The organism is Mycolicibacterium austroafricanum, from assembly GCF_000612725.1.
GTDB classification, from domain to species: Bacteria; Actinomycetota; Actinomycetes; order Mycobacteriales; family Mycobacteriaceae; genus Mycobacterium; species Mycobacterium austroafricanum.
The window spans coordinates 509200-528933 of sequence record NZ_HG964453.1 but is presented as its reverse complement, the minus strand read 5'-3'; the positions used below and the strand labels follow the sequence as shown (position 1 = coordinate 528933).

19 protein-coding genes are annotated in these 19734 nt (G+C 69.3%); 11 read left to right on the top strand and 8 right to left on the bottom strand.

The window, feature by feature from the left end; all coding sequences use genetic code 11:
• Nucleotides 1–118 precede the first annotated feature (118 nt).
• From BN976_RS16270 to BN976_RS16255, 4 genes are read left to right on the top strand one after another with little or no spacing between them, the layout of a single operon-like run.
• Nucleotides 119–1597: an amino acid permease gene (locus BN976_RS16270; RefSeq protein ID WP_011781085.1), complete on the top strand. Its 1479-nt coding sequence runs from the start codon at nucleotides 119–121 to the stop codon at nucleotides 1595–1597.
• An 11-nt stretch (nucleotides 1598–1608) separates the two neighbouring features.
• On the top strand, nucleotides 1609–3057 hold the full coding sequence (locus BN976_RS16265; RefSeq protein ID WP_011781086.1) for an FGGY family carbohydrate kinase: 1449 nt from the start codon (nucleotides 1609–1611) through the stop codon (nucleotides 3055–3057).
• A complete protein-coding gene (locus BN976_RS16260) occupies nucleotides 3054–4439 on the top strand; it encodes an NAD(P)/FAD-dependent oxidoreductase (RefSeq protein ID WP_011781087.1) in 1386 nt (461 codons plus the stop codon). Before BN976_RS16265 ends, BN976_RS16260 begins: the two co-directional genes overlap by 4 nt.
• On the top strand, nucleotides 4436–5680 hold the full coding sequence (locus BN976_RS16255) for an NAD(P)/FAD-dependent oxidoreductase (RefSeq protein ID WP_011781088.1): 1245 nt from the start codon (nucleotides 4436–4438) through the stop codon (nucleotides 5678–5680). The genes BN976_RS16260 and BN976_RS16255 overlap by 4 nt, the downstream gene beginning before the upstream one ends.
• A gap of 74 nt (nucleotides 5681–5754) precedes the next feature.
• Here the strand turns inward: BN976_RS16255 and BN976_RS16250 are convergent, their stop codons facing one another.
• The 3 genes from BN976_RS16250 to BN976_RS16240 are packed head-to-tail and all read right to left on the bottom strand — an operon-like array spanning nucleotide 5755 to nucleotide 9341.
• Nucleotides 5755–7191, bottom strand: coding sequence for a vWA domain-containing protein (locus BN976_RS16250; protein ID WP_011781089.1), 1437 nt, complete (start codon nucleotides 7189–7191; stop codon nucleotides 5755–5757).
• Nucleotides 7191–8075 (bottom strand): AAA family ATPase, encoded by an 885-nt coding sequence (locus BN976_RS16245; RefSeq protein ID WP_011781090.1) that lies wholly within the window; start codon nucleotides 8073–8075, stop codon nucleotides 7191–7193. Before BN976_RS16245 ends, BN976_RS16250 begins: the two co-directional genes overlap by 1 nt.
• Before the next feature lie 18 nt (nucleotides 8076–8093).
• A complete protein-coding gene (locus BN976_RS16240) occupies nucleotides 8094–9341 on the bottom strand; it encodes a glutamate-5-semialdehyde dehydrogenase (protein ID WP_011781091.1) in 1248 nt (415 codons plus the stop codon).
• Between the two features lie 84 nt (nucleotides 9342–9425).
• Between BN976_RS16240 and BN976_RS16235 the strand changes: the two genes are divergently transcribed.
• The 5 genes from BN976_RS16235 to BN976_RS16215 are packed head-to-tail and all read left to right on the top strand — an operon-like array spanning nucleotide 9426 to nucleotide 12734.
• The gene (locus tag BN976_RS16235) at nucleotides 9426–10286 is read left to right on the top strand and encodes a PfkB family carbohydrate kinase (RefSeq protein WP_011781092.1); all 861 of its coding nucleotides are present in this window, start codon (nucleotides 9426–9428) and stop codon (nucleotides 10284–10286) included.
• 22 nt (nucleotides 10287–10308) lie between these two features.
• Nucleotides 10309–11124 carry an enoyl-CoA hydratase/isomerase family protein gene (locus BN976_RS16230; RefSeq protein WP_011781093.1) on the top strand — a complete coding sequence of 272 codons (816 nt, stop codon included), beginning with the start codon at nucleotides 10309–10311 and terminating at the stop codon, nucleotides 11122–11124.
• Nucleotides 11125–11171: 47 nt separating this feature from the next.
• Entirely contained in the window at nucleotides 11172–11501 is a 330-nt protein-coding gene (locus BN976_RS16225; protein WP_036371956.1) for an ArsR/SmtB family transcription factor, read from the top strand.
• On the top strand, nucleotides 11501–12109 hold the full coding sequence (locus tag BN976_RS16220; protein ID WP_011781095.1) for a cation efflux transmembrane domain-containing protein: 609 nt from the start codon (nucleotides 11501–11503) through the stop codon (nucleotides 12107–12109). Before BN976_RS16225 ends, BN976_RS16220 begins: the two co-directional genes overlap by 1 nt.
• Nucleotides 12110–12131: 22 nt before the next feature.
• Nucleotides 12132–12734: a methyltransferase family protein gene (locus tag BN976_RS16215; RefSeq protein WP_011781096.1), complete on the top strand. Its 603-nt coding sequence runs from the start codon at nucleotides 12132–12134 to the stop codon at nucleotides 12732–12734.
• On the opposite strand, the gene BN976_RS16210 is transcribed toward BN976_RS16215, so the two are convergent.
• Nucleotides 12724–14766 carry an NAD(+) synthase gene (locus BN976_RS16210; protein WP_011781097.1) on the bottom strand — a complete coding sequence of 681 codons (2043 nt, stop codon included), beginning with the start codon at nucleotides 14764–14766 and terminating at the stop codon, nucleotides 12724–12726. The two genes, BN976_RS16215 and BN976_RS16210, sit on opposite strands and share 11 nt — an antisense overlap.
• 221 nt (nucleotides 14767–14987) lie before the next feature.
• Here BN976_RS16210 and BN976_RS16205 point away from each other — a divergent pair, with 221 nt between their 5' ends.
• Nucleotides 14988–15548, top strand: coding sequence for an Hsp20/alpha crystallin family protein (locus BN976_RS16205; RefSeq protein ID WP_011781098.1), 561 nt, complete (start codon nucleotides 14988–14990; stop codon nucleotides 15546–15548).
• An 18-nt stretch (nucleotides 15549–15566) separates the two neighbouring features.
• Nucleotides 15567–16445, top strand: a complete 879-nt coding sequence (locus tag BN976_RS16200; protein ID WP_036371953.1) for an NAD-dependent protein deacetylase — start codon at nucleotides 15567–15569, stop codon at nucleotides 16443–16445.
• Here the strand turns inward: BN976_RS16200 and proB are convergent.
• The 4 genes from proB to rplU form a co-directional block, all read right to left on the bottom strand.
• Nucleotides 16389–17489, bottom strand: coding sequence for a glutamate 5-kinase (gene proB, locus BN976_RS16195; protein ID WP_011781100.1), 1101 nt, complete (start codon nucleotides 17487–17489; stop codon nucleotides 16389–16391). The two genes, BN976_RS16200 and proB, sit on opposite strands and share 57 nt — an antisense overlap.
• Entirely contained in the window at nucleotides 17486–18928 is a 1443-nt protein-coding gene (gene obgE, locus BN976_RS16190) for a GTPase ObgE (RefSeq protein ID WP_036371951.1), read from the bottom strand. Before obgE ends, proB begins: the two co-directional genes overlap by 4 nt.
• 89 nt (nucleotides 18929–19017) lie before the next feature.
• Nucleotides 19018–19284, bottom strand: a complete 267-nt coding sequence (rpmA, locus tag BN976_RS16185) for a 50S ribosomal protein L27 (RefSeq protein ID WP_011781102.1) — start codon at nucleotides 19282–19284, stop codon at nucleotides 19018–19020.
• 18 nt (nucleotides 19285–19302) lie between these two features.
• Nucleotides 19303–19626, bottom strand: coding sequence for a 50S ribosomal protein L21 (gene rplU, locus BN976_RS16180; RefSeq protein ID WP_011781103.1), 324 nt, complete (start codon nucleotides 19624–19626; stop codon nucleotides 19303–19305).
• Between the last annotated feature and the right edge of the window lie 108 nt (nucleotides 19627–19734).

Here is a 19734-nt window from a genome sequence, read left to right as displayed (position 1 = left end):
CTTCGGTCGCCACACCTGCCGGGTAAACAAGCTGTTACATCGTTGACCGGAAGGCCCCTCCATCCGTTACTTTGGTTCAACCACATGGTCTATACCACCAACTCGAACGGAGTAAGCGGTGTCAGAACTCGATCGGAGCGACTCCGAAGATCTCGCCCAGTTCGGCTACAAGCAGTCGCTGGAGCGGCGGACCGGCAAGTTCGCGTCCTTCGCCGTCGCGTTCGCGTTCGTCTCGATCGCCACCGGCATCTTCACGACCTATGGATCGGTGCTCAACAGCTCGGGACCCGTCGGCATCTGGACCTGGCCGATCGCGGTGATCGGACAGCTCGCGGTCGCCTTCGTTCTCGGCGCGCTGGCCTCCCGGATTCCGGTGACCGGCTACCACTACCAGTGGATGTCGCGGCTGGCGAACCCGATCCTGGGCTGGATCATCGGCTGGATCTCGTTCACCTTCCTGGCCGTCGTCGTCTGCGCGGTCGACTACACGATCGCCTCGACGATCCTGCCGGTGCTGCTGAACTACGAGAGCACGGCGACCATCGCGTGGGTGATGACGGCCGCGGTGCTGCTGCTCCAGGCCCTGCTGGTGGCGTTCTCGACACCGTGGGCCGAGCGGGTCAACAACGGCCTGGTCACCCTCGAACTGATCGGCATGGTCGCGTTGACCGTGCTGCTGCTGGTCGTCGCGGCGGTTCGGGGTGACATGGACTTCGCCAACCTGTTCAGCAAGGGCGCCGTGCCGGCCGACGGGTTCTGGAGCTTCGGTGACTGGACGTCGGCAGGCCCGTGGATGCTGGGGTTCCTGCTGGGCGCGTTCACGATCGTCGGCTTCGAGTCCGCGGCCAACCTGGCCGAGGAGACCCACGACCCCGAACGCGTGGTGCCGCGGGCGATGTGGCAGGCCGTGCTGGCCTCCGGCGTGCTCGGGTTCGTGTTCCTGATCGCGGTCACGCTGGCCGCGGGTGACCCGGTGGCGCTGGCCGAATCCGGCACGCCGATCGCCGACGTCATCGACAAGACGCTCGGATCCGCCGTCGCCACCCTGCTGCTGCTGATGGTCGTGCTGGCCATCTTCGCGTGCGGTCTGGTCATCATGATCACCGGAGTGCGCCTGACCTGGGCGATGTCACGCGACGAGCGCTTCCCGGGCTGGCAGCAGTGGCACCAGATCTCCCCGCGGTTCCACACTCCGCTCAAGGCCACGCTGCTCTACTTCTGCCTGGCGCAGCTGATCCTGGCGATCTTCGCGCGCAGCGAGACAGCGTTGTTCACTCTCTTCGGTGCCGCAACCCTGCTGCCTGCAGTCATGTACGCCTCCACCGTGGTGCTCTACCTGGTGAAGCGCAAATCCCTGCCGAGTAACGGCAAATTCGACCTCGGCCGGTGGGAAGCGCCCATCCTGGTGGTGGCGGTGGTATGGCTGGCGTTCGAGCTGGCGCTGTTCCGCGACGCGTCTTTCAAGGAGGCGTGGTCCTACGTCATTGTGATGGTGGCGGTCGGCGCGGCCTACCTGGCATACCTGCTGATCCGTCACGGCAAGGAGAGCCTGTCGATGCCCGACATGCATTCGATCGACGCTGAACTGCGGGAGTGACGGACGAACCGATGCACCACATCCTGGCCATCGACCAAGGCACCTCGGGTACCAAGGCTGTCGTCGTCGACGGGGCGGGTCGGGTTCTTGCCACCGCCGAGGTGTCGCTGCGCCCGGCCTACCTCGCCGGCGGAGGCGTCGAACAGGACCCCGAGGCGCTGTTCGACTCCGTCGTCACCGCAGGCCGCCGCGCGCTGGCACAGGCGGACGTCCCGGTCGCCGCGGTCGCGCTGGCGAACCAGGGCGAGACGGTGCTCGCCTGGGACCGCGCCACCGGCCGAGCGCTCACCCCGGCGGTGGTGTGGCAGGACCGGCGCGCCGAATCCCTGTGCGCCGCGGTGGCCGACCGCGCCGAGGAGGTGGCTCGCCGCACCGGTCTGGTGCTCGATCCGTACTTCTCGGCACCGAAGATGGCGTGGATCCGCTCCCACCTGACCCGGGCCGGCGTCGTGACGACGACCGATACCTGGCTGGTGCACCGGTTGTGCGGCGCGTTCGTCACCGACGCGTCCACCGCCAGCCGGTCACTGCTCATCTCGCTGGACAGCGCGCAGTGGGACCAGGACCTGCTGACCCTGTTCGGACTCGACGACGAGGCGATGCCCGAGATCGTCGGCAGCGACGAGATCGTGGGTACCACCGACGTCTTCGGGCCCACACTGCCGGTGGCAGGCCTGATCGTCGACCAGCAGGCCGCGCTGCTGGCCGAGAGCTGCCTGGAGGCGGGCTCGGCGAAATGCACCTACGGCACCGGCGCGTTCCTGCTGGCACAGCTGGGGTCCGAACCCGTGCGGTCGACCTCGGGGCTGACGACGTCGGTGGCGTGGCGGTTGCGCGGCGCGACGTCGTATTGCATCGACGGCCAGGTCTACACCGCGGCGTCGGCGGTCAGGTGGGCCGTCGAGCTGGGGCTCGTGCCAGCCGCCGATCAAATCGATTCCGCGGCAGCCGAATCCAGCGACGGCGTGTTGTGCGTGCCTGCGCTGGCCGGACTGGCGGCGCCGTGGTGGGATTCGGCCGCGACCGCCTCGTTCTCGGGCATGACGCTGTCCAGCGGCCGCGGGCAGCTGGTGCGCGCACTGGTGGAAGGTATCGCCGCCCAGGTGACGGCGCTGACCGACCTGGTGTCCGCCGACCTGGGCCGGCCGCTCACGCGGCTGCGGGTGGACGGCGGCCTGACGCGGTCCACGGCGTTGATGCAGGCCCAGGCCGATCTGGCCCGGATGCCGGTCGACGTGTACCCGTCGCTGCACGCCACCGCACTGGGTGCCGCCGCCTGCGCGCGGCTCGCGCTCGAACCCGGGACCTCCGCCGCAGATGCGGTGGGGACATGGTTCCCGCACCACACCTACGAACCGCGCTGGTCGGCCGACCGCGCCGCAGACTTTCTGGACCGTTGGCGTCGTGCCGCCGAAATGACGCTGGCTCAACATGATTCACACAAGGAGAGCACATCATGAGTCGGCAGGACATCTCGGACGTCGTCGTGATCGGCGCCGGGATCGTGGGTTGTGCGATCGCCCGTGCCCTGTCGGGCACCGGGCTGTCGGTGACGCTGCTGGAGGCGCGCGGCGACGTCGGCGACGGCACCAGCAAGGCCAACACCGCGCTGTTGCACACCGGATTCGACGCCACCCCCGGCACGCTGGAGTCACGCCTGGTCGCCCGCGGTTACCAGCTGCTCGGTGAGTACGCCGGGCAGACCGGCATCCCGGTGGAACGCACCGGGGCCATGCTGGTCGCCTGGACCGAGGAAGAGGCGGGCGCGCTTCCCGGGCTGATGGTCAAGGCCGAACGCAACGGCTATCGCGCGTGCGGCATCGTGGGGGCCGACGAGGTGTACCGGCGGGTGCCCGACCTGGGCCCGGGCGCGCTGGCAGGACTCGACGTCCCCGGCGAGGCGATCATCTGCACGTGGACCACGAACCTGGCGCTGGCCACCGATGCGGTGGCCCGCGGCGCACGGCTGCTGCGTGGGGCGCGCGTCACCGCGGTGGAAACCGGTCCCGAGCACACCACGTTGCGCACCACCTCCGGTGAGGTGCGTGCGCGCTGGGTCATCAACGCCGCCGGACTGGGCGCCGACCACCTCGACGCCGAATTCGGCTACCGCCGTTTCACCGTGACTCCGCGCCGGGGCGAGCTTCTGGTGTTCGACAAGCTGACCCGGCCGATGGTGCCGCTGATCGTGCTGGCCGTGCCGTCGTCGCGAGGCAAGGGTGTGCTGGTCAGCCCGACCATCTACGGCAATGTAATGGTCGGCCCGACGTCGGAGAACCTCGAAGACCGCACTGCCACGGGCACCTCCGAGAAGGGCTTCGAGTTCCTGGTGTCGAAGGGCCGCGCTCTGATGCCGTCGCTGTTCGACGAGGAGATCACCGCCGGCTACGCGGGCCTGCGCGCCGCGACCGACCATGACGACTACCTCATCGACGTCGACGTCCAGCAGCGTTACCTCCTCGTCGGCGGAATCCGCTCCACCGGACTGACTTCGGGGATGGCGATCGCCGAGTACGTGAGCGGGTTGCTGGGCGAGGCCGGTGTCGACGTCACCGAGCGCGACGACCTGCCACCGCCGCCGCGGATGCCCAACCTCGGGGAGGCCGGCGTGCGCCCGTACCAGGACACCGGACGCGTGGCCGCCGACCCCGAGTACGGCCGCATCGTCTGCTTCTGCGAGCGGGTCAGCGCCGGTGAGATCCGCGATGCGTTCGACTCCCCCATTCCGCCCGCCGACCTCGACGGGCTGCGCCGACGCACCCGGGTGATGAACGGGCGCTGCCAGGGGTTCTACTGTGGCGCGCACACCCAGGCGCTGCTCCGGGCGGGAGCGGACCGATGAACCATGTCGCAGTGGCCGTCATCGGCGGCGGCCCCTCGGGACTGACCGCGGCCGCGACGCTGGCACCGCTGGTGGACGGCGAGGTCCTGGTGATGGAGCGTGAGGCCCAGACCGGTGGGATACCGCGGCACAGCGACCACCCCGGATACGGCATACGGGATCTGCACCGCTTCATCTCGGGCCCCGAATACGCCCGGCGACTGTCGGCGATGGCAGCGGACGCGGGCGCCGTGCTGGAGACCGAGGCGATGGTCACCGGCTGGGCTGGCGAGCGCACCCTGCAGGTCACCTCCCCCCGAGGGGTGCGGACCGTCACCGCCGACGCGGTGATCCTCGCGACCGGCGCCCGTGAGCGCCCCCGCCCCGCGCGGCTGGTGCCCGGTGACCGGCCCGACGGCGTGTACACCACCGGTCAGCTGCAGAACCTGGTCCACCTGCATCATGCCCGCGTCGGCAGCCGCGCGGTGATCGTCGGCGCAGAACTGGTCAGTTGGTCGGCCGCGCTGACGCTTCGCGAATCAGGTTGCACCACTGCGGCGATGGTCAGCGCGTACCCGCGCGCCGAGGCGTACGCGGCGTTCCGGTCCGCGGGGCGGCTGCTGCTGGACGGACCGGTGCTGACCGGCAGCGCAGTGGTCGGCATCCATGGCAAGGACCGCGTCCGCTCGGTCACCGTCGAGCACACCGCCACCGGAGACCGCCGCGAGATCGCCTGTGACACCGTGGTGTTCACCGGCGACTGGATACCGGACCACGAGCTCGCCCGCACCGCCGGGCTGCAGATGGATCCGGCCACCCGCGGCCCCGTCGTCGACCCCGCGTTGCGGACCAGCCGGCCCGGCGTGTTCGCGGTCGGCAATCTGCTGCATCCGGTGGACACCGCCGACGGCGCCGCGCTCGACGGCCGTCATGTCGCGTCGGCGGTGCGGGCCTGGCTTACCAGTCGCGACGAGGCCGCCCCGACGCCCGCGGTCGCGCCGATCCGGGTCGAGACGCCGTTGCGGTGGGTTGCCCCGCAACTCGTCTCGGCGGACGGCGGAATTCCGGCCCGGGGTGATCTGCTGCTGTGGACCGACGAGTACCGACGGCTGCCGAAGCTGCGTGCGGTGCAGGACGGCCGGGTGCTGGCGACCAAACGCACGCCGTGGCCCGCCGCACCGGGCCGGATCTACCGGGCGCCGTGGTCGCTGGTGGCCGACGCCGACCCCAAGGGCGGCGCCGTCACGCTGTCGCTGACCTGACCCACCCCGCCGTACCTGCATTCCACGCGGTCTGCCGACGAAAAGCACCGCGTGGAATGCAATTTCGGCGGGAATCAGACGGGCAGCAGGGCGTCGATGACCGAGGCGAGCTGCTTGGCCGAACGGCACTCGTGCATCGTGATGACGTCCTGGTAGCGCGGCACGGCGGAGTCGCCACTGCCCCACAGGTGCCTGGGCTCGGGGTTGAGCCAGTGCGCGTGCCTGCTGGCGTTGACCATGTGCGCGAGCAGATGGGCCTCGGGATTGCGGTAGTTGTTTCGGCCGTCGCCGAGGACCAGCAGCGAACTGCGCGGCGAGAGCACATTCGGGAACTTGTCGAGGAACGACACGAACGCGTGCCCGTAGTCGGAGTGCCCGTCGCGGGTGTAGACGGCCGCCTCGCGGGTGATCCGCTGCACCGCCACGGCCAGATCCGCATCAGGACCGAACAACTCGGTGACCTCGTCGGTGGTGTCTATAAAGGCAAAGACGCGAACTCTACTGAACTGCTGACGCAGCGCGTGCACCAGAAGCAGCGTGAAGTGGCTGAAGCCGGCGACCGAGCCGGAGACGTCACACAGCACCACCAGCTCGGGTCGGGCCGGGTGCGGCTTCTTGAGCACCAAGTCGATCGGGACACCGCCGGTGGACATCGACTTGCGCAGGGTTTTGCGCAGATCGATCTCCCCCGCGCGGGAGCGGCGCCGCCGCGCCGCCAGCCGGGTGGCCAGTGTGCGCGCCAACGGGCCGACCACGCGCCGCATCTGGCGCAGCTGCTCCCCCGACGCCCGTAGGAACTCGACGTTCTCGGCGAGCTGCGGGACGCCGTACATCTGCACGTGATCGCGGCCGAGTTGCTCGGCGGTGCGCCGCTTGGTCTCGGATTCCACCATCTTGCGCAGCGCAGCGATGCGTTGCGCGGCAACGGCTTTGGCGATCTGCTCCTGAGTGGGCGTGGGCTCGTCGCCGTACGGTGCGAGCAGACCGGCCAGCAGCCGGCCCTCCAGGTCGTCCAGGCTCATCGCCTTGAGCGCCTGGTACGACGAGTACGACGGACCGCGGCTGGAGTTGTACCGGCCGTAGGCCTCCACGATCTGGGCGATCATCGCCGCCAGTCGCTCGTCGAGGTTGGCCAGCTCCTCGTTGTCGGTCAGCATGTCGAGCAGGGCCTGACGCATCGCCTCGATGTCCTCCGGCGGCAGACCGGACTCGCCGTCGGACTCGTCGTCGAGCACCGTCCTGGAGCCCAGCGCCGCGGGGAAGTACAGGTCGAACAGCGCGTCGTAGGTCTCCCTGTGATCGGAGCGGCGCAGCACCGCACACGCCAGACCCTCCCGCAGCACGTCCCGATCGGCCAGGCCCAGGGTGGCCATCACCTGGCCGGCATCCACCGTCTCCGACGGACCCACCGAAATACCCTGCCCCCGAAGGGCTTCCACGAACTCGACGAGGTGTCCGGGAATTCCGTGGGGAGCCAGGGGCTGCGGAGGGCGGGTGCGTCGCGGAGGCATCAGTTGAGCCTCAGCTCCCCGGAGGCCTTGATCTGGTCGGACTGGTGCTTGAGCACGACACCGAGCGTCGCGGCGATGACCTCGTCGTCGACGGTGTCCATGCCCAGCGCCAGCAGGGTCCGGCCCCAGTCGATGGTCTCGGCGACCGAGGGCAGCTTCTTGAGCGCCATTCCGCGCAGCACACCGATGATGCGCACCAGTTCCTCGGCGAGCCGTTCGGGCAGTTCCGGCACCCGGGACAGCAGGATGCGCCGCTCCAGATCAGGGTCGGGAAAATCGATGTGCAGGAACAGGCAGCGACGCTTGAGCGCCTCGGACAGCTCGCGGGTCGCGTTCGACGTCAGCACCACCAGCGGCCGGCGCTCAGCGGTGATGGTGCCGAGTTCGGGGACCGTCACCGCGAAGTCGCTGAGCACCTCCAGCAGCAGGCCTTCGATCTCGATGTCGGCCTTGTCGGTCTCGTCGATCAGCAGCACCGTCGGTTCGGTGCGCCGGATCGCGGTCAGCAGCGGCCGGGTCAGCAGGAACTCTTCGGAGAACACGTCGTCCTTGGTGCGGTCCCAGTCAGCGCCCTCTCCCTGCCCGGCCTGGATGCGCAGGATCTGCTTGGCGTGGTTCCACTCGTAGAGCGCGCGGGACTCGTCGACGCCCTCGTAGCACTGCAGGCGCACCAGTTCGGAGCCGGTGGACTGGGCGATGGCGCGGGCCAGTTCGGTCTTGCCGACACCGGCGGGCCCTTCCACCAGCAGCGGCTTGCCGAGCCGGTCGGCGAGGAACACCGCGGTGGCCGTCGCGGTGTCGGGCAGGTATCCGGTTTCGGCGAGCCGCCTCGCGACATCGTCGATGTCGGCGAACAGCGGCACGGTCTGTGCGGGAACGCTCACGGGTTTCTCTCCTCGGGCTCAGGCCGGACGGGTGTGGCCGTCACCCCACACGATCCATTTGGTCGACGTCAGTTCGGGCAGACCCATGGGCCCCCGGGCATGCAGCTTCTGGGTGGAGATTCCGATCTCGGCGCCGAAACCGAACTGCTCGCCGTCGGTGAACGCGGTCGATGCGTTCACCATCACCGCCGCCGCGTCCACCCGCTCGCTGAACCGTTGCGCGGCAGCGAGATCGGTGGTCACGATGGCTTCGGTGTGGCCGGTGCCGTACTCGTTGATGTGACTGATGGCCCCGTCCACTCCATCCACGATGGCCAAAGCGATGTCCATCGACAGGAATTCGGCGCGCAGTTCGTCCTCGGACGGGTCGGCGTGCACCGTGACGCCGGCCGCCGTCAGCGCCCCGGTCAGCCGGGGCACCGCGACATCGGCGATGGCCGCGTCGATCAGCAGCGACTCGGCGGCGTTGCAGACGCTGGGCCGGCGCGTCTTGGCGTTCAGGACGATCTCCTCCGCCATGTCCAGGTCGGCTGATTCATGAACGAAGACATGGCAATTGCCGACGCCGGTCTCGATCGTGGGAACCTGCGCATCGCGCACGACCGCGTCGATCAGGCCGGCCCCGCCGCGCGGAATCACCACGTCGACGAGCCCGCGGGCCTGGATCAGATGCGTGACGCTGGCGCGGTCCTCGCTGGGCAGCAGTTGCACGGCGTCGGTGTCGAGTCCCTCAGTGGCCAGCGCCGCCCGCAGCGCGTTCACCAGCGCGGCGTTGGACCGTGCCGCCGACGAACTTCCGCGCAGCAGAACGGCATTGCCGGACTTCAAGGTCAGGCCGAATGCGTCGACGGTGACGTTGGGGCGGCCCTCGTAGACGATTCCGACCACACCGAGGGGCACTCGCTGCTGACGTAGTTGCAGACCGTTGGGCAGCGTGCGGCCGCGGATCACCTCGCCGATCGGGTCGGGCAGGCCCGCCACCTGGCGCAGGCCGTCGGCGATGCCTTCGACGCGCGCCGGGTTCAACGCCAGCCGGTCGAGCATCGCCTCCGGGGTGCCCGCGGCCCGTGCCGCGTCGAGGTCGGCCGTGTTGGCGTCCAGGATCGTGCGGGTGTTCATCAGCACGTGGTCGGCGGCGGTGCACAGCGCGCGGTTCTTCGTCTCGGTGCTCAGCGAGGCCAGCGCTCTGGCCGCCCCGCGGGCCCGCCGGGCAGCGTCGTGAACCTGCTGCCGCAAGTCAGGGACAGAGGGGGCCTGCACGCTCATCAGGCCAGCGTATCGAACGCCACATCGGCGTTCGAGTCGGCATTCGACACGCGTCGAGCACGTCAGCGGCTACCTTGGACCGTTATGGCGACGCGGCTCAGCGTGGTGGGCAGTGCCAACGTCGACCTCACGTTCAGCGTGACCGCCCTGCCACGGCCCGGCGAGACTGTGCTGGCCTCCGCCCTGTCGTCGACGCCGGGCGGTAAAGGCGGAAACCAGGCGGTCGCGGCGGCGCGCGCCGGGGCGCAGGTCCAGCTCGTCGCGGCACTGGGCACCGACGCCGCCGCCGAGCAACTCAAGGCGCATCTGAAGGCCAACGCCGTCGGCCTGGACGGGGTCACCGCCGTGCCGGGCCCCAGCGGTTCCGCGGCGATCCTGGTCGACGCCGCGGGCGAGAACTGCATCGTGGTCGCGCCGGGGGCCAACGGCCATCTGAGTCTGAGCTCGCCTGCCGTCCGGGAGGTGGTCGCCGACAGCGACGTGGTGCTGCTGTCGTTGGAGATCCCGATCGACACCGCCGTCACGGCGGCCAGGATCGGGCGATCCGCCGGTGCGACGGTGGTGCTCAACGCCTCCCCCGCGTCGGCACAGGCGTCGGCACTGGCCGACCTCGCCGACGTGGTCGTCGTCAACGAGACCGAGTCCGACGGATGGCTCGACGGGGACCGGCCGCGGGTGCCGCACCTGGTCATCACCCGGGGCGCCCGCGGCGCCACATACGTCGGCGAAACCCGTTTGGAGTTCCCGGCTCCGGCCGTCGAGGCGGTGGACACCACGGGCGCGGGTGACGTGTTCGCCGGCGTGCTCGCCGCGAACTGGCCCCGAGGCGCCGACTACGCGTTGGCCAGGGCGTGCGCCGCCGGGGCATTGTCGACGCTGGTGCACGGTGCGGGTGACTGTGCCCCTTACAGTGAGGCGGTCGAGGACGTCCTGGAAGCGTCCTGACCGACGAAAGGACTTGCCCGGGATGACCACGGAACCCCGCCCACCTGAAGGCGACTGGCTCGGTACCCCGTACCTGCACTTCACCCGGGAAGGGCCGTTCGGGGTCTGCAGGCTCGACCGGCCGGAGGCGCGCAACGCGATGACCCCGGCGATGTACTTCGGGATCAAGTACGCGGTCAAGCATGTCGAGAGCGATCCCGACCTCGCCGGGTTGTTGATCACCGGTACCGGTGACCTCTTCGCGCCCGGCGGCGACATGGGGGGCGGCGGAGCCGACAACTGGATGACATTCGGGCCCGCGCTCGGGATGGACGCGTTGCCGTTCGACACCCTGCGTCAGTCCGCCAAGCCCGTGGTGGCCGCGGTCAACGGCCTGTGCCAGGGCGGCGGCCTGCAGATCGCGCTGTGCGCCGACATGGCGGTGGTCAGCGAGCGGGCCACGTTCCGCGTTCCCGAGTTGTACCGCGGCATCGCCGACACCTACTACAGCCACATGCTGGCCCGGCTGATCGGGCCGGTCCGCACCCGCGACCTGATGTTCACCGGACGGACGTTGTCGGCCCAGGAGGCGCACGACTGGGGCATGGTGGCCCGGGTGGTGCCGCACGACGACCTCGCCGATGCGGCCAGGGAGGTGCTGGCGCAGTGCTGCCGGACGGCGCCCGCGGCCAGGACGCTGGTCAAGTCCAGCCTGGACAACTACATCGGCCTCTACGACCGCATCGGCATGCAGGCCAGCCTCGGCGCACCCGAATCCATCGAGGGGTTCATGGCGTTCAAGGAGCGCCGGTCGCCGTCCTGGGTGCATCCCGACCTGCGCATCGACGGCAGGCTCTGAATAGTTCAGCCTTTCCTGAATTCAGGGACTGATGTACCGTCGGCGATATGCGGACGGTGTTCGACAGTGACGCGCTCTCCCGGTTCGGCTGCGCCCTTTCCGATCCGACCCGCGCCGAGATCCTGCTGATCCTCCGGGAGGGGCCCGGCTATCCGTCCGAGCTCGCCGACCGGATCGGCGTGACGCGCCAGGTCCTGTCCAACCACCTGGCCTGCCTGCGGGGCTGCGGGCTGGTCAGCGTCAGCCCCGAGGGTCGTCGCAGCCGCTACCGGCTCGCCGACCCGAGGATCGCCCACGCACTGACCGATCTCGTCGGCCTGGTGCTCGACGTGGATCCGGCGTGTTGTCCGGCCGCCGATGAGCAGGCCTGCTGCTGATGGCCCTGACCGCGGAGCGCCGCAGCGTTCTGACCCGGCGCATCCGGTTCCTGGTGGCGGCGACGATCACCTACAACGTCATCGAAGCGGTGGTCGCACTCGCCGAAGGCAGCCGGGTGTCGTCGGCGGCGCTGGTCGGGTTCGGGCTCGACTCCGTGGTCGAGGTGTCCTCCGCGGCGGCGGTGGCATGGCAGTTCTCCGCCGTGGATCCCGAGACCCGCGAGAAGGCCGCCCTGCGGTTCATCGCATTCTCGTTCTTCGCGTTGGCCTGCTATGTCGCCGTCGACGCCGCGCTCTCGCTGGTGGGGGTTCGCGAGCCGCGACCCACACCGATCGGCATCGTCCTCGCAGGACTGAGCCTGGCCGTGATGCCGACGCTGTCTCTGGCCCAGCGTCGGGCCGGCCGCGAGTTGGGATCGCGGTCGGCGGTGGCGGATTCGAAGCAGACGCTGCTGTGCGCCTATCTGTCCGCGGTGCTGCTCGTCGGCCTTGTGCTGCACGCGCTACTGGGTTGGACCTGGGCCGACCCCGTTGCGGCGCTGGGCATTGCGGCGCTGGCGGTGCGCGAAGGCCTCGAGGCCTGGCGCGGCGACCCGTGTTGCCGCTAGCGGTCCACAGAAGGGAGCCGTCATGTCCGTCGTCGCTCTGGCGTTGTTCGGTGTCTTCGCCGCCGTGGGATTCGGTTGGCGCAGTTGGGTTCAGCGGCGCCGCACCGGGTCCACCGGGTTCAAGGGCGTCAGCGGGCGGCCCGGCTCGCTCGATTGGTTCGCCGGGGTCGGGTTCCTCGTCGCCATCGCTGTGGCCGTGGCGGCGCCCGCTTTGCAGTGGGCCGGCCTGGTCGCGCCGCTGCTGACGGCCACCGGAATCCACGTGGCCGGCATCGTCATCGCCACTGCGGGCATTGCCGCAACCGTCTACGCCCAACTCGACATGGGTGACGCCTGGCGCATCGGCGTCGACGCGTCGGAGCGGACGCCGCTGGTCCGCACCGGGGTGTTCGCCCGGGTACGCAACCCGATCTTCTCCGCCATGATCGTGTTCGCGTTCGGCATCATGCTGGTCACGCCGAACGTGGTGGCCGTCGCGGGCTTCGCAATCCTGGTGTTCACGATCGAACTGCAGGTGCGGGCGGTCGAGGAGCCCTATCTGCGCGCGGTGCACGGCGCCGACTACCGCGACTATCTGGCCGGCGTCGGGCGCTTCGTTCCCGGGGTCGGTACCGCTACTCGCTAGGGATGGACCGCTCGATCTCGTCGAGCCAGGTGCGGGCCGACATGTCCGAAGGGGCGCGCCAATCCCCGCGCGGCGACAACGACCCCCCGGCGGACACCTTGGGACCGTTCGGCAGCGCCGAGCGTTTGAACTGCGAGAACGAATAGAACCGCTGCGCGAAGACCTGCAGCCAGTGCCGAATCTCCTTGAGCGGGTACGCCGGCCGCTTGCCCTCGGGGAAGCCCGGCGGCCAGTCGCCGTGTGACGCGTCGCTCCAGGCGTGGAACGCCAGGAAGGCCACCTTGGACGGCCGGAATCCGTAGCGCAGCACCTGGAACAGCGAGAAGTCCTGCAGCACATAGGGTCCGATCTTGTCCTGGGTGCTCTGGATCTCCTCGTCCTCTCCTGCGGGTACGAGTTCGGGGCTGATCTCGGTGTCGAGGACCGACTGGAGCACCTCGTTGACCGCCTTGTCGAACTGGTCCGACGAGATCACCCACCGGATCAGATGCTGAATCAGCGTCTTGGGCACCCCGGAATTGACGTTGTAATGCGACATCTGATCGCCGACGCCGTAGGTGGACCAGCCCAACGCCAGCTCGGACAGGTCGCCGGTGCCCAGCACGATGCCGCCGCGCTGGTTGGCCAGCCGGAACAGATAGTCGGTGCGCAACCCCGCCTGCACGTTCTCGAACGTGACGTCGTAGACCTTCTCACCGCGGGCGAACGGGTGCTCGATCTCGGTCAGCATCAACTCCGCCGTCTTGCGGATGTCGATCTCCGAGAACGTCACCCCCAGCGTCTCACCGAGACGGACCGCATTGCCCTTGGTCCGGTCGCCGGTCGCGAAACCGGGCAGTGTGAACGCCAGGATGTCGCTGCGCGGCCGGCCCAGCCGGTCCATCGCGCGGGCCGCGACGATGAGCGCATGCGTGGAGTCCAGACCGCCGGACACCCCGATGACCACTTTCGGCGAGCCGATGGCCCGCAACCGCTGTTCCAGCCCGGACACCTGGATGTTGTAGGCCTCGTAGCAGTCTTGTTGCAGCCGTGAGGGATCCGACGGGACGAACGGGAACCGCTCGACCTCCCGGCGCAACCCGATGTCACCGGGTGGCGGGTCGAGCCGGAACTCGACGCGGCGGTACCCGTCGGCGGTGATCCCGTGGTGCACGCGGTTGTCGTCGAAGGTGCCCATCCGCAGGCGTTCGGCGCGCAGCAGTTCGAGGTCGACGTCGGCGACCGAGCGCCGCACCCCTTCCGGGAAGCGTTCGGATTCGGCCAGGCAGACACCGTTCTCCCAGATCATCGTCTGACCGTCCCAGGCGAGGTCGGTGGTCGACTCCCCCTCCCCCGCCGCGGCGTACACGTAGGCCGCCAGGCAACGCGAGGACGCCGACCGGGCCAACAGCTTGCGGTCGTCGGCGCGCCCGATCGTGATCGGGCTGCCGGACAGGTTGGCCAGCACCGTCGCCCCGGCCAGCGCGGCCTCGGCACTCGGCGGGATCGGCACGAACATGTCCTCACAGATCTCGACATGCAGGACGAACCCGGGCACGTCGGTGGCGGTGAACAACAGATCGGGGCCGAACGGGGCGTCGACGTCACCGATGCGCACGGTGCCGCAGACGTCGTCACCGGCGGCCAGCTGGCGCCGCTCGTAGAACTCCCGGTAGGTCGGGAGGTAGGACTTCGGCACGACGCCCAGCACCCTGCCGCGGTGGATGACGACCGCGGTGTTGTAGATCCGGTGACCGAACCGCAGCGGCGCCCCGACCACCAGCACCGTCATCATGCCGGCGGAACCGGCCGCGACCTCCAGCACGGCTTCGTGCACCGCGTCCAGCAGCGCGTCCTGTAGCAGGATGTCCTCGATGGAATACCCCGACAGCGTCAGCTCCGGGAACACGGCCAGCGCCACGCTGTCCGCGTCGCACTCGCGCGCCACCTCGAGGACGGATTTCGCGTTCGCGGCCGGGTCCGCGATGGCCACGTGTTGGGTGCAGGCCGCGACGCGGACGAACCCCTGCCGGTACGCCGAATAGAAATCCATGCCTCATTGTTGCCCGCCACCGCCGCGGTCATGCATGACCCCACGGCGACACGGCGGTTTCGTCAGGAACTCGTCGAGCTCACCCAGCGCTGCCAACCGCAGTCGCCGCGGCGATGCGCCGGCCGTGGTCACCCGGCGACAACGTGCGTGTTGGTCTGTCGTTTCCCCGCGCGAACCGTGCCCGATCCCGGAATTTTGCATGCGGCGCGCATGGTGAAGCCATGAACAAGGTTGCCACCCAACGCCAATCGCGCCCGCTGCTGTCTGACCTCGCCGACCTGCTCGACAACCTTCCCGCTTTCGCCGCGCTGCGCCCGTTCTTCGAGACCCGCACGATCCGGGTGGAGGACGAACTGCACGACGACATGTACGAGATCCGCGCCGAACTGCCCGGTGTGGATCCCGAGGAGGACATCGAGGTGACGGTGCGCGACGGCCGCGTCACCATCACCGCGCAGCGGTCCCGCGCCGGCGACAACTGCGTCCGCTCGGAATTCGCCTACGGGTCGTTCAGCCGCAGCCTTCCGCTGCCCGACGGCGCCGACGAGGACGATGTCAACGCGGTCTACGACCGTGGCATCCTGACGGTGTCGGTGCCGCTGGCCGACGAGCACCGCGTCGAGAAGCACATCGAGGTGGTGGAGATCGTCAATTTCGAACACGACGACCTCGACGAAGACGACGAGGACGACGACGACGTTCACGAGGAGCAGGACGATCTCGACGGCGCCGACACCACCCACGACGGCGCTGACCAGCAGGAACACGTCCATCAGGGCTGATCGCCTACATTCGTCTTCGTGGAGGCACCCGAACTCGTCGCGCTGCTGCAGGGCAGACGTGTCGCGGTGCTCACCGGGGCGGGGATGTCGACGGACTCGGGGATCCCGGACTACCGGGGACCCGATTCCCCGCCGAGCAATCCGATGACGATCCGCCAGTTCACCTCCGACCCGGTGTTCCGGCAGCGCTACTGGGCACGCAACCACCTCGGGTGGCGGCACATGGACCAGACGCAGCCCAACGCCGGGCACCGGGCGCTGGCGGCACTCGAACACGCCGGGGTGGTCTCCGGGGTGATCACCCAGAACGTCGACCTGCTGCATTCGAAGGCCGGCAGCAAGGTGGTCATCGACCTGCACGGCACCTACGCGCGGGTGATCTGTCTGGAATGCGGGCACACCATGGCGAGGGCGACCCTGGCCGAGCTGCTCGAGCAGGCGAACCCCGGTTTCGCCGACGGCGCCACCCAGCTCGGTGGGATCGCGGTGGCCCCGGACGCCGACGCCGTGGTGGCCGACACCGCGTCATTCCAGGTCGTCGACTGTCCGCGGTGCGGCGGCATGCTGAAGCCGGACATCGTGTATTTCGGTGAGAACGTGCCGAAAGAGCGCGTGGCACAGGCCTTCTCACTTGTCGACGGTGCCGATGCGCTGCTGGTGGCGGGATCGTCGCTGACCGTCTACTCCGGTTACCGGTTCGTCCGCCACGCCGCCGCAACAGGGAAACCGGTCGCGATCATCAACCGGGGCCGCACCCGCGGCGACGACCTCGCCGACGTGAAGATCGACAACGGATGCTCGCCGATGCTGGCACTGCTCGCCGACGAACTGCCTGGACTCTCAGACCGCGACCAGATCGTCGGCGTGTACCGCAGGTCTGCGCATCTCAGCCGGTAGATCGGACGTGGACCGGCCCAGCATCGTCGCGAGTTCGGCGGCGTCGTAGGCAACCACACCGCGGGCGACCATGGTGGCATCCTGGTTGCGCAGCTCGACGACGTCACCACCGTAGAACCGCCCCGACAGCGCCGTGATACCGGCGGGAAGAAGCGAACGCCGCTGACGCACAACGGCTTTGACGGCTCCATCATCCAGCGTCAGCGCCCCGGAGGCCTCTGCGGCGTAGCGCACCCAGAACCGGCGCGCCGACATCCGTTCCTTTCGCGGCGCGAACACCGTGCCGACCGATGCGCCGTCGAGCGCCGCCGCCGCGTCCGACGCCGCCGCCAGCAGCACCGGCACCCCGGCATCGGCGGCCAGCAGCGCCGAGGACAGCTTGGAGACCATTCCGCCGGTGCCCAGATGGCTGCCCCGGCCCGCGGTCACCCCTTCGAGATCGTCCGGGCCGTCGACCTCGGGAATGAAGCGCGCGTTCCCCTTGCGTGGATCGCTGTCGTAGAGCCCGTCGACGTCGGACAGCAGAATCAGCGCATCGGCCCCGACCAGGTGCGCCACCAGCGCGGACAGCCGGTCGTTGTCCCCGAACCTGATCTCGTTGGTGGCGACGGTGTCGTTCTCGTTGACGATGGCCACCGCATGCAGGGCACGCAACCGGTCCAGCGTGCGCTGGGCGTTGGTGTGCTGCACCCGCATCGAGATGTCGTGCGCGGTGAGCAGCACCTGCCCGACGGTGCGGTGGTAACGGCCGAACGCCGAACTCCACGTATTGACCAGGGCGACCTGCCCGACGCTGGCCGCTGCCTGCTTGGTGGCCAGATCGGTCGGCCGCTTGGTGAGCCCGAGCGGTTCGATGCCCGCCGCGATCGCGCCCGAGGACACGATCACCACGTCCGAACCGGCCTTCATCCGTGCCTCGATGGCATCGGCCAGGTCCTGCAGCCGGCTGGTGTCGAACACGCCGGTGGGAGTGGTCAGCGCGGTGGTGCCGATCTTGACCACGACCGACCGCGCGGTGCGGATCGCGTCCCGGTGGGCGCTCATTCGTCGCCGCTCTGCCTGCGCGCCTTCCGTGCGGCCTTGCGCTCGTCGGCTCCGACCCGGTCGGTCTGTTCGAGACGGACGTCGGTGCCGCGTCCGGTCAGCGGTACGTCCACGCCCGCCGGGGTCTGCGGCTCCCAGTCGAATGTCATGTCACCGATGGTGACCGCGCAGCCGGGCCGCGCACCGAGCTTTAGCAGTGCGTCCTCGACACCGAGGCGCGCCAGGCGGTCGCCGAGATAGCCGACGGCCTCGTCGTTGTCGAAGTTGGTCTGCGCCACCCACCGTTGTGGCCGGGTGCCCTTGACGACGAACCCGCCCTGGCCGTCAGGTACGACGCTGAACGCCGTCTCATCCACCGGGATCGGCCGGATCACCGGGCGCCGCGACACCGCGGCGGGCTGGGCGGCCCGGTAGGCGGCCACCATGTCCCACAGTGCGAACGTCAACTGCCGCAGGCCCTCCCGGGCGACCGTCGAGATCTCGAACACCGGCCAGCCGAACTTGGCCTCGATCTCCTCGCGGACGAAGTCGGCCAGTTCACGGGCCTCGGGAACGTCGATCTTGTTGAGCACCACCGCCCGCGGGCGTTCCGCGAGATCACCGAGCGTCGAGTCACCCTGCAAGGTCGGCGTGTACGCCGCGAGTTCGGCTTCCAGCGCCTCGATGTCGGAAATCGGGTCGCGGCCCGGTTCCAGCGTCGCGCAGTCGATGACGTGCACCAGCACCGCGCAGCGCTCGATGTGACGCAGGAAGTCCAACCCGAGCCCGCGGCCCTGTGAGGCACCCGGGATCAGCCCGGGGACATCGGCGACGGTGTAGGTGTGCTCCCCGGCCGAGACGACGCCGAGGTTGGGCGCGAGCGTGGTGAACGGGTAGTCGGCGATCTTGGGCTTGGCGGCCGAGATCGTCGACACCAGCGACGATTTACCGGCGGACGGGAAGCCGACCAGACCGACATCGGCGACCGTCTTGAGCTCAAGGGTGAGATCGCGGGACTCGCCTTTCTCCCCGAGCAGTGCGAAGCCGGGCGCCTTTCGGGCCCGTGACGCGAGCGCGGCGTTGCCCAGTCCGCCCCGGCCTCCGGCGGCGGCTTCGAAGCGGGTGCCCTCGCCGACGAGGTCGGCCAGGATCTGGCCGTGTTCGTCGAGCACGACGGTCCCGTCGGGGACCTTGACCTCAAGGTCGGTGCCCGCGGCACCGTCACGGTTGCTGCCTGCACCCTGCTTGCCGGACGGCGCGACCACATGCGGATGGAAGTGGAAATCCAGCAGCGTGTGCACCTGGGGGTCGACGACGAAGACGACGCTTCCGCCGCGGCCACCGTTGCCGCCGTCGGGGCCACCGAGCGGCTTGAACTTCTCGCGGTGCACCGACGCGCAGCCGTTGCCGCCGTTACCCGCCCGCGCGTGAATGACAACGCGGTCGATGAAGCGGGTCATCGGACGTCCTTTCCATGACGAAATCTACGTTCTGCCGACGAAGCGCGGGGCCCTCCGGCAGAACGTCGATGTCGACGCTGGGAAGGGAATCAGGCTTCGGCGCGCGTGACGCGGACGATGTTGACGTACTTGCGGCCGCGCTTGGTGCCGAACTCGACGGCGCCGGGTGCGGTGGCGAACAGGGTGTCGTCACCGCCGCGGCCGACGTTGACGCCGGGGTGGAAGTGGGTTCCGCGCTGCCGGACCAGGATCTCGCCGGCCTTGACGACCTGTCCGCCGAATCGCTTGACGCCCAGCCGCTGGGCGGCGGAATCGCGACCGTTGCGCGAGCTGGAAGCGCCCTTCTTGTGTGCCATGTTCTGTCGCTCCCGTCGTTACTTGATGCCGGTGACCTTGAGCACCGTCAGCTGCTGACGGTGGCCCTGGCGCTTGTGATAGCCGGTCTTGTTCTTGAACTTGTGGATGCGGATCTTGGGGCCCTTGGTGTGCTCGAGGACCTCGCCGGTGACCGCGACCTTCTCCAAAGCCTTGGCGTCGGTGGTCACCTTCGCACCATCGACGACCAGCGCCACCGGCAGGGAGACCGAGGCGCCGGGCTCCACGTCGAGCTTCTCCACCTTGACGATGTCGCCGGCCGCGACCTTGTACTGCTTGCCACCGGTCTTGACGATCGCGTACGTGGCTGTTTTGGCTGCCATCGCTAGGTCTTCCTCTGCTCTGCGTGCGGGCGCGCATCACCGGGGTGAGCGTGCGGGTCTGGGTTCGGGATCTCGTCCCGTCTCCGGCCGGCTGTGGGCAGGCCCTGG

Excerpts from the sequence above, each read along its gene's own strand:
- BN976_RS16240 (WP_011781091.1), bottom strand. The coding sequence starts at position 9,341 with ATGAGCGTGCAGGCCCCCTCTGTCCCTGACTTGCGGCAGCAGGTTCAC.
- proB (WP_011781100.1), bottom strand. The coding sequence starts at position 17,489 with ATGAGCGCCCACCGGGACGCGATCCGCACCGCGCGGTCGGTCGTGGTC.
- BN976_RS16225 (WP_036371956.1), top strand. The coding sequence starts at position 11,172 with ATGCGGACGGTGTTCGACAGTGACGCGCTCTCCCGGTTCGGCTGCGCC.
- BN976_RS16250 (WP_011781089.1), bottom strand. The coding sequence starts at position 7,191 with ATGCCTCCGCGACGCACCCGCCCTCCGCAGCCCCTGGCTCCCCACGGA.
- BN976_RS16260 (WP_011781087.1), top strand. The coding sequence starts at position 3,054 with ATGAGTCGGCAGGACATCTCGGACGTCGTCGTGATCGGCGCCGGGATC.
- BN976_RS16255 (WP_011781088.1), top strand. The coding sequence starts at position 4,436 with ATGAACCATGTCGCAGTGGCCGTCATCGGCGGCGGCCCCTCGGGACTG.
- BN976_RS16220 (WP_011781095.1), top strand. The coding sequence starts at position 11,501 with ATGGCCCTGACCGCGGAGCGCCGCAGCGTTCTGACCCGGCGCATCCGG.
- BN976_RS16210 (WP_011781097.1), bottom strand. The coding sequence starts at position 14,766 with ATGGATTTCTATTCGGCGTACCGGCAGGGGTTCGTCCGCGTCGCGGCC.
- BN976_RS16205 (WP_011781098.1), top strand. The coding sequence starts at position 14,988 with ATGAACAAGGTTGCCACCCAACGCCAATCGCGCCCGCTGCTGTCTGAC.
- BN976_RS16230 (WP_011781093.1), top strand. The coding sequence starts at position 10,309 with ATGACCACGGAACCCCGCCCACCTGAAGGCGACTGGCTCGGTACCCCG.
- BN976_RS16265 (WP_011781086.1), top strand. The coding sequence starts at position 1,609 with ATGCACCACATCCTGGCCATCGACCAAGGCACCTCGGGTACCAAGGCT.
- rpmA (WP_011781102.1), bottom strand. The coding sequence starts at position 19,284 with ATGGCACACAAGAAGGGCGCTTCCAGCTCGCGCAACGGTCGCGATTCC.
- rplU (WP_011781103.1), bottom strand. The coding sequence starts at position 19,626 with ATGGCAGCCAAAACAGCCACGTACGCGATCGTCAAGACCGGTGGCAAG.
- BN976_RS16215 (WP_011781096.1), top strand. The coding sequence starts at position 12,132 with ATGTCCGTCGTCGCTCTGGCGTTGTTCGGTGTCTTCGCCGCCGTGGGA.
- BN976_RS16235 (WP_011781092.1), top strand. The coding sequence starts at position 9,426 with ATGGCGACGCGGCTCAGCGTGGTGGGCAGTGCCAACGTCGACCTCACG.
- obgE (WP_036371951.1), bottom strand. The coding sequence starts at position 18,928 with ATGACCCGCTTCATCGACCGCGTTGTCATTCACGCGCGGGCGGGTAAC.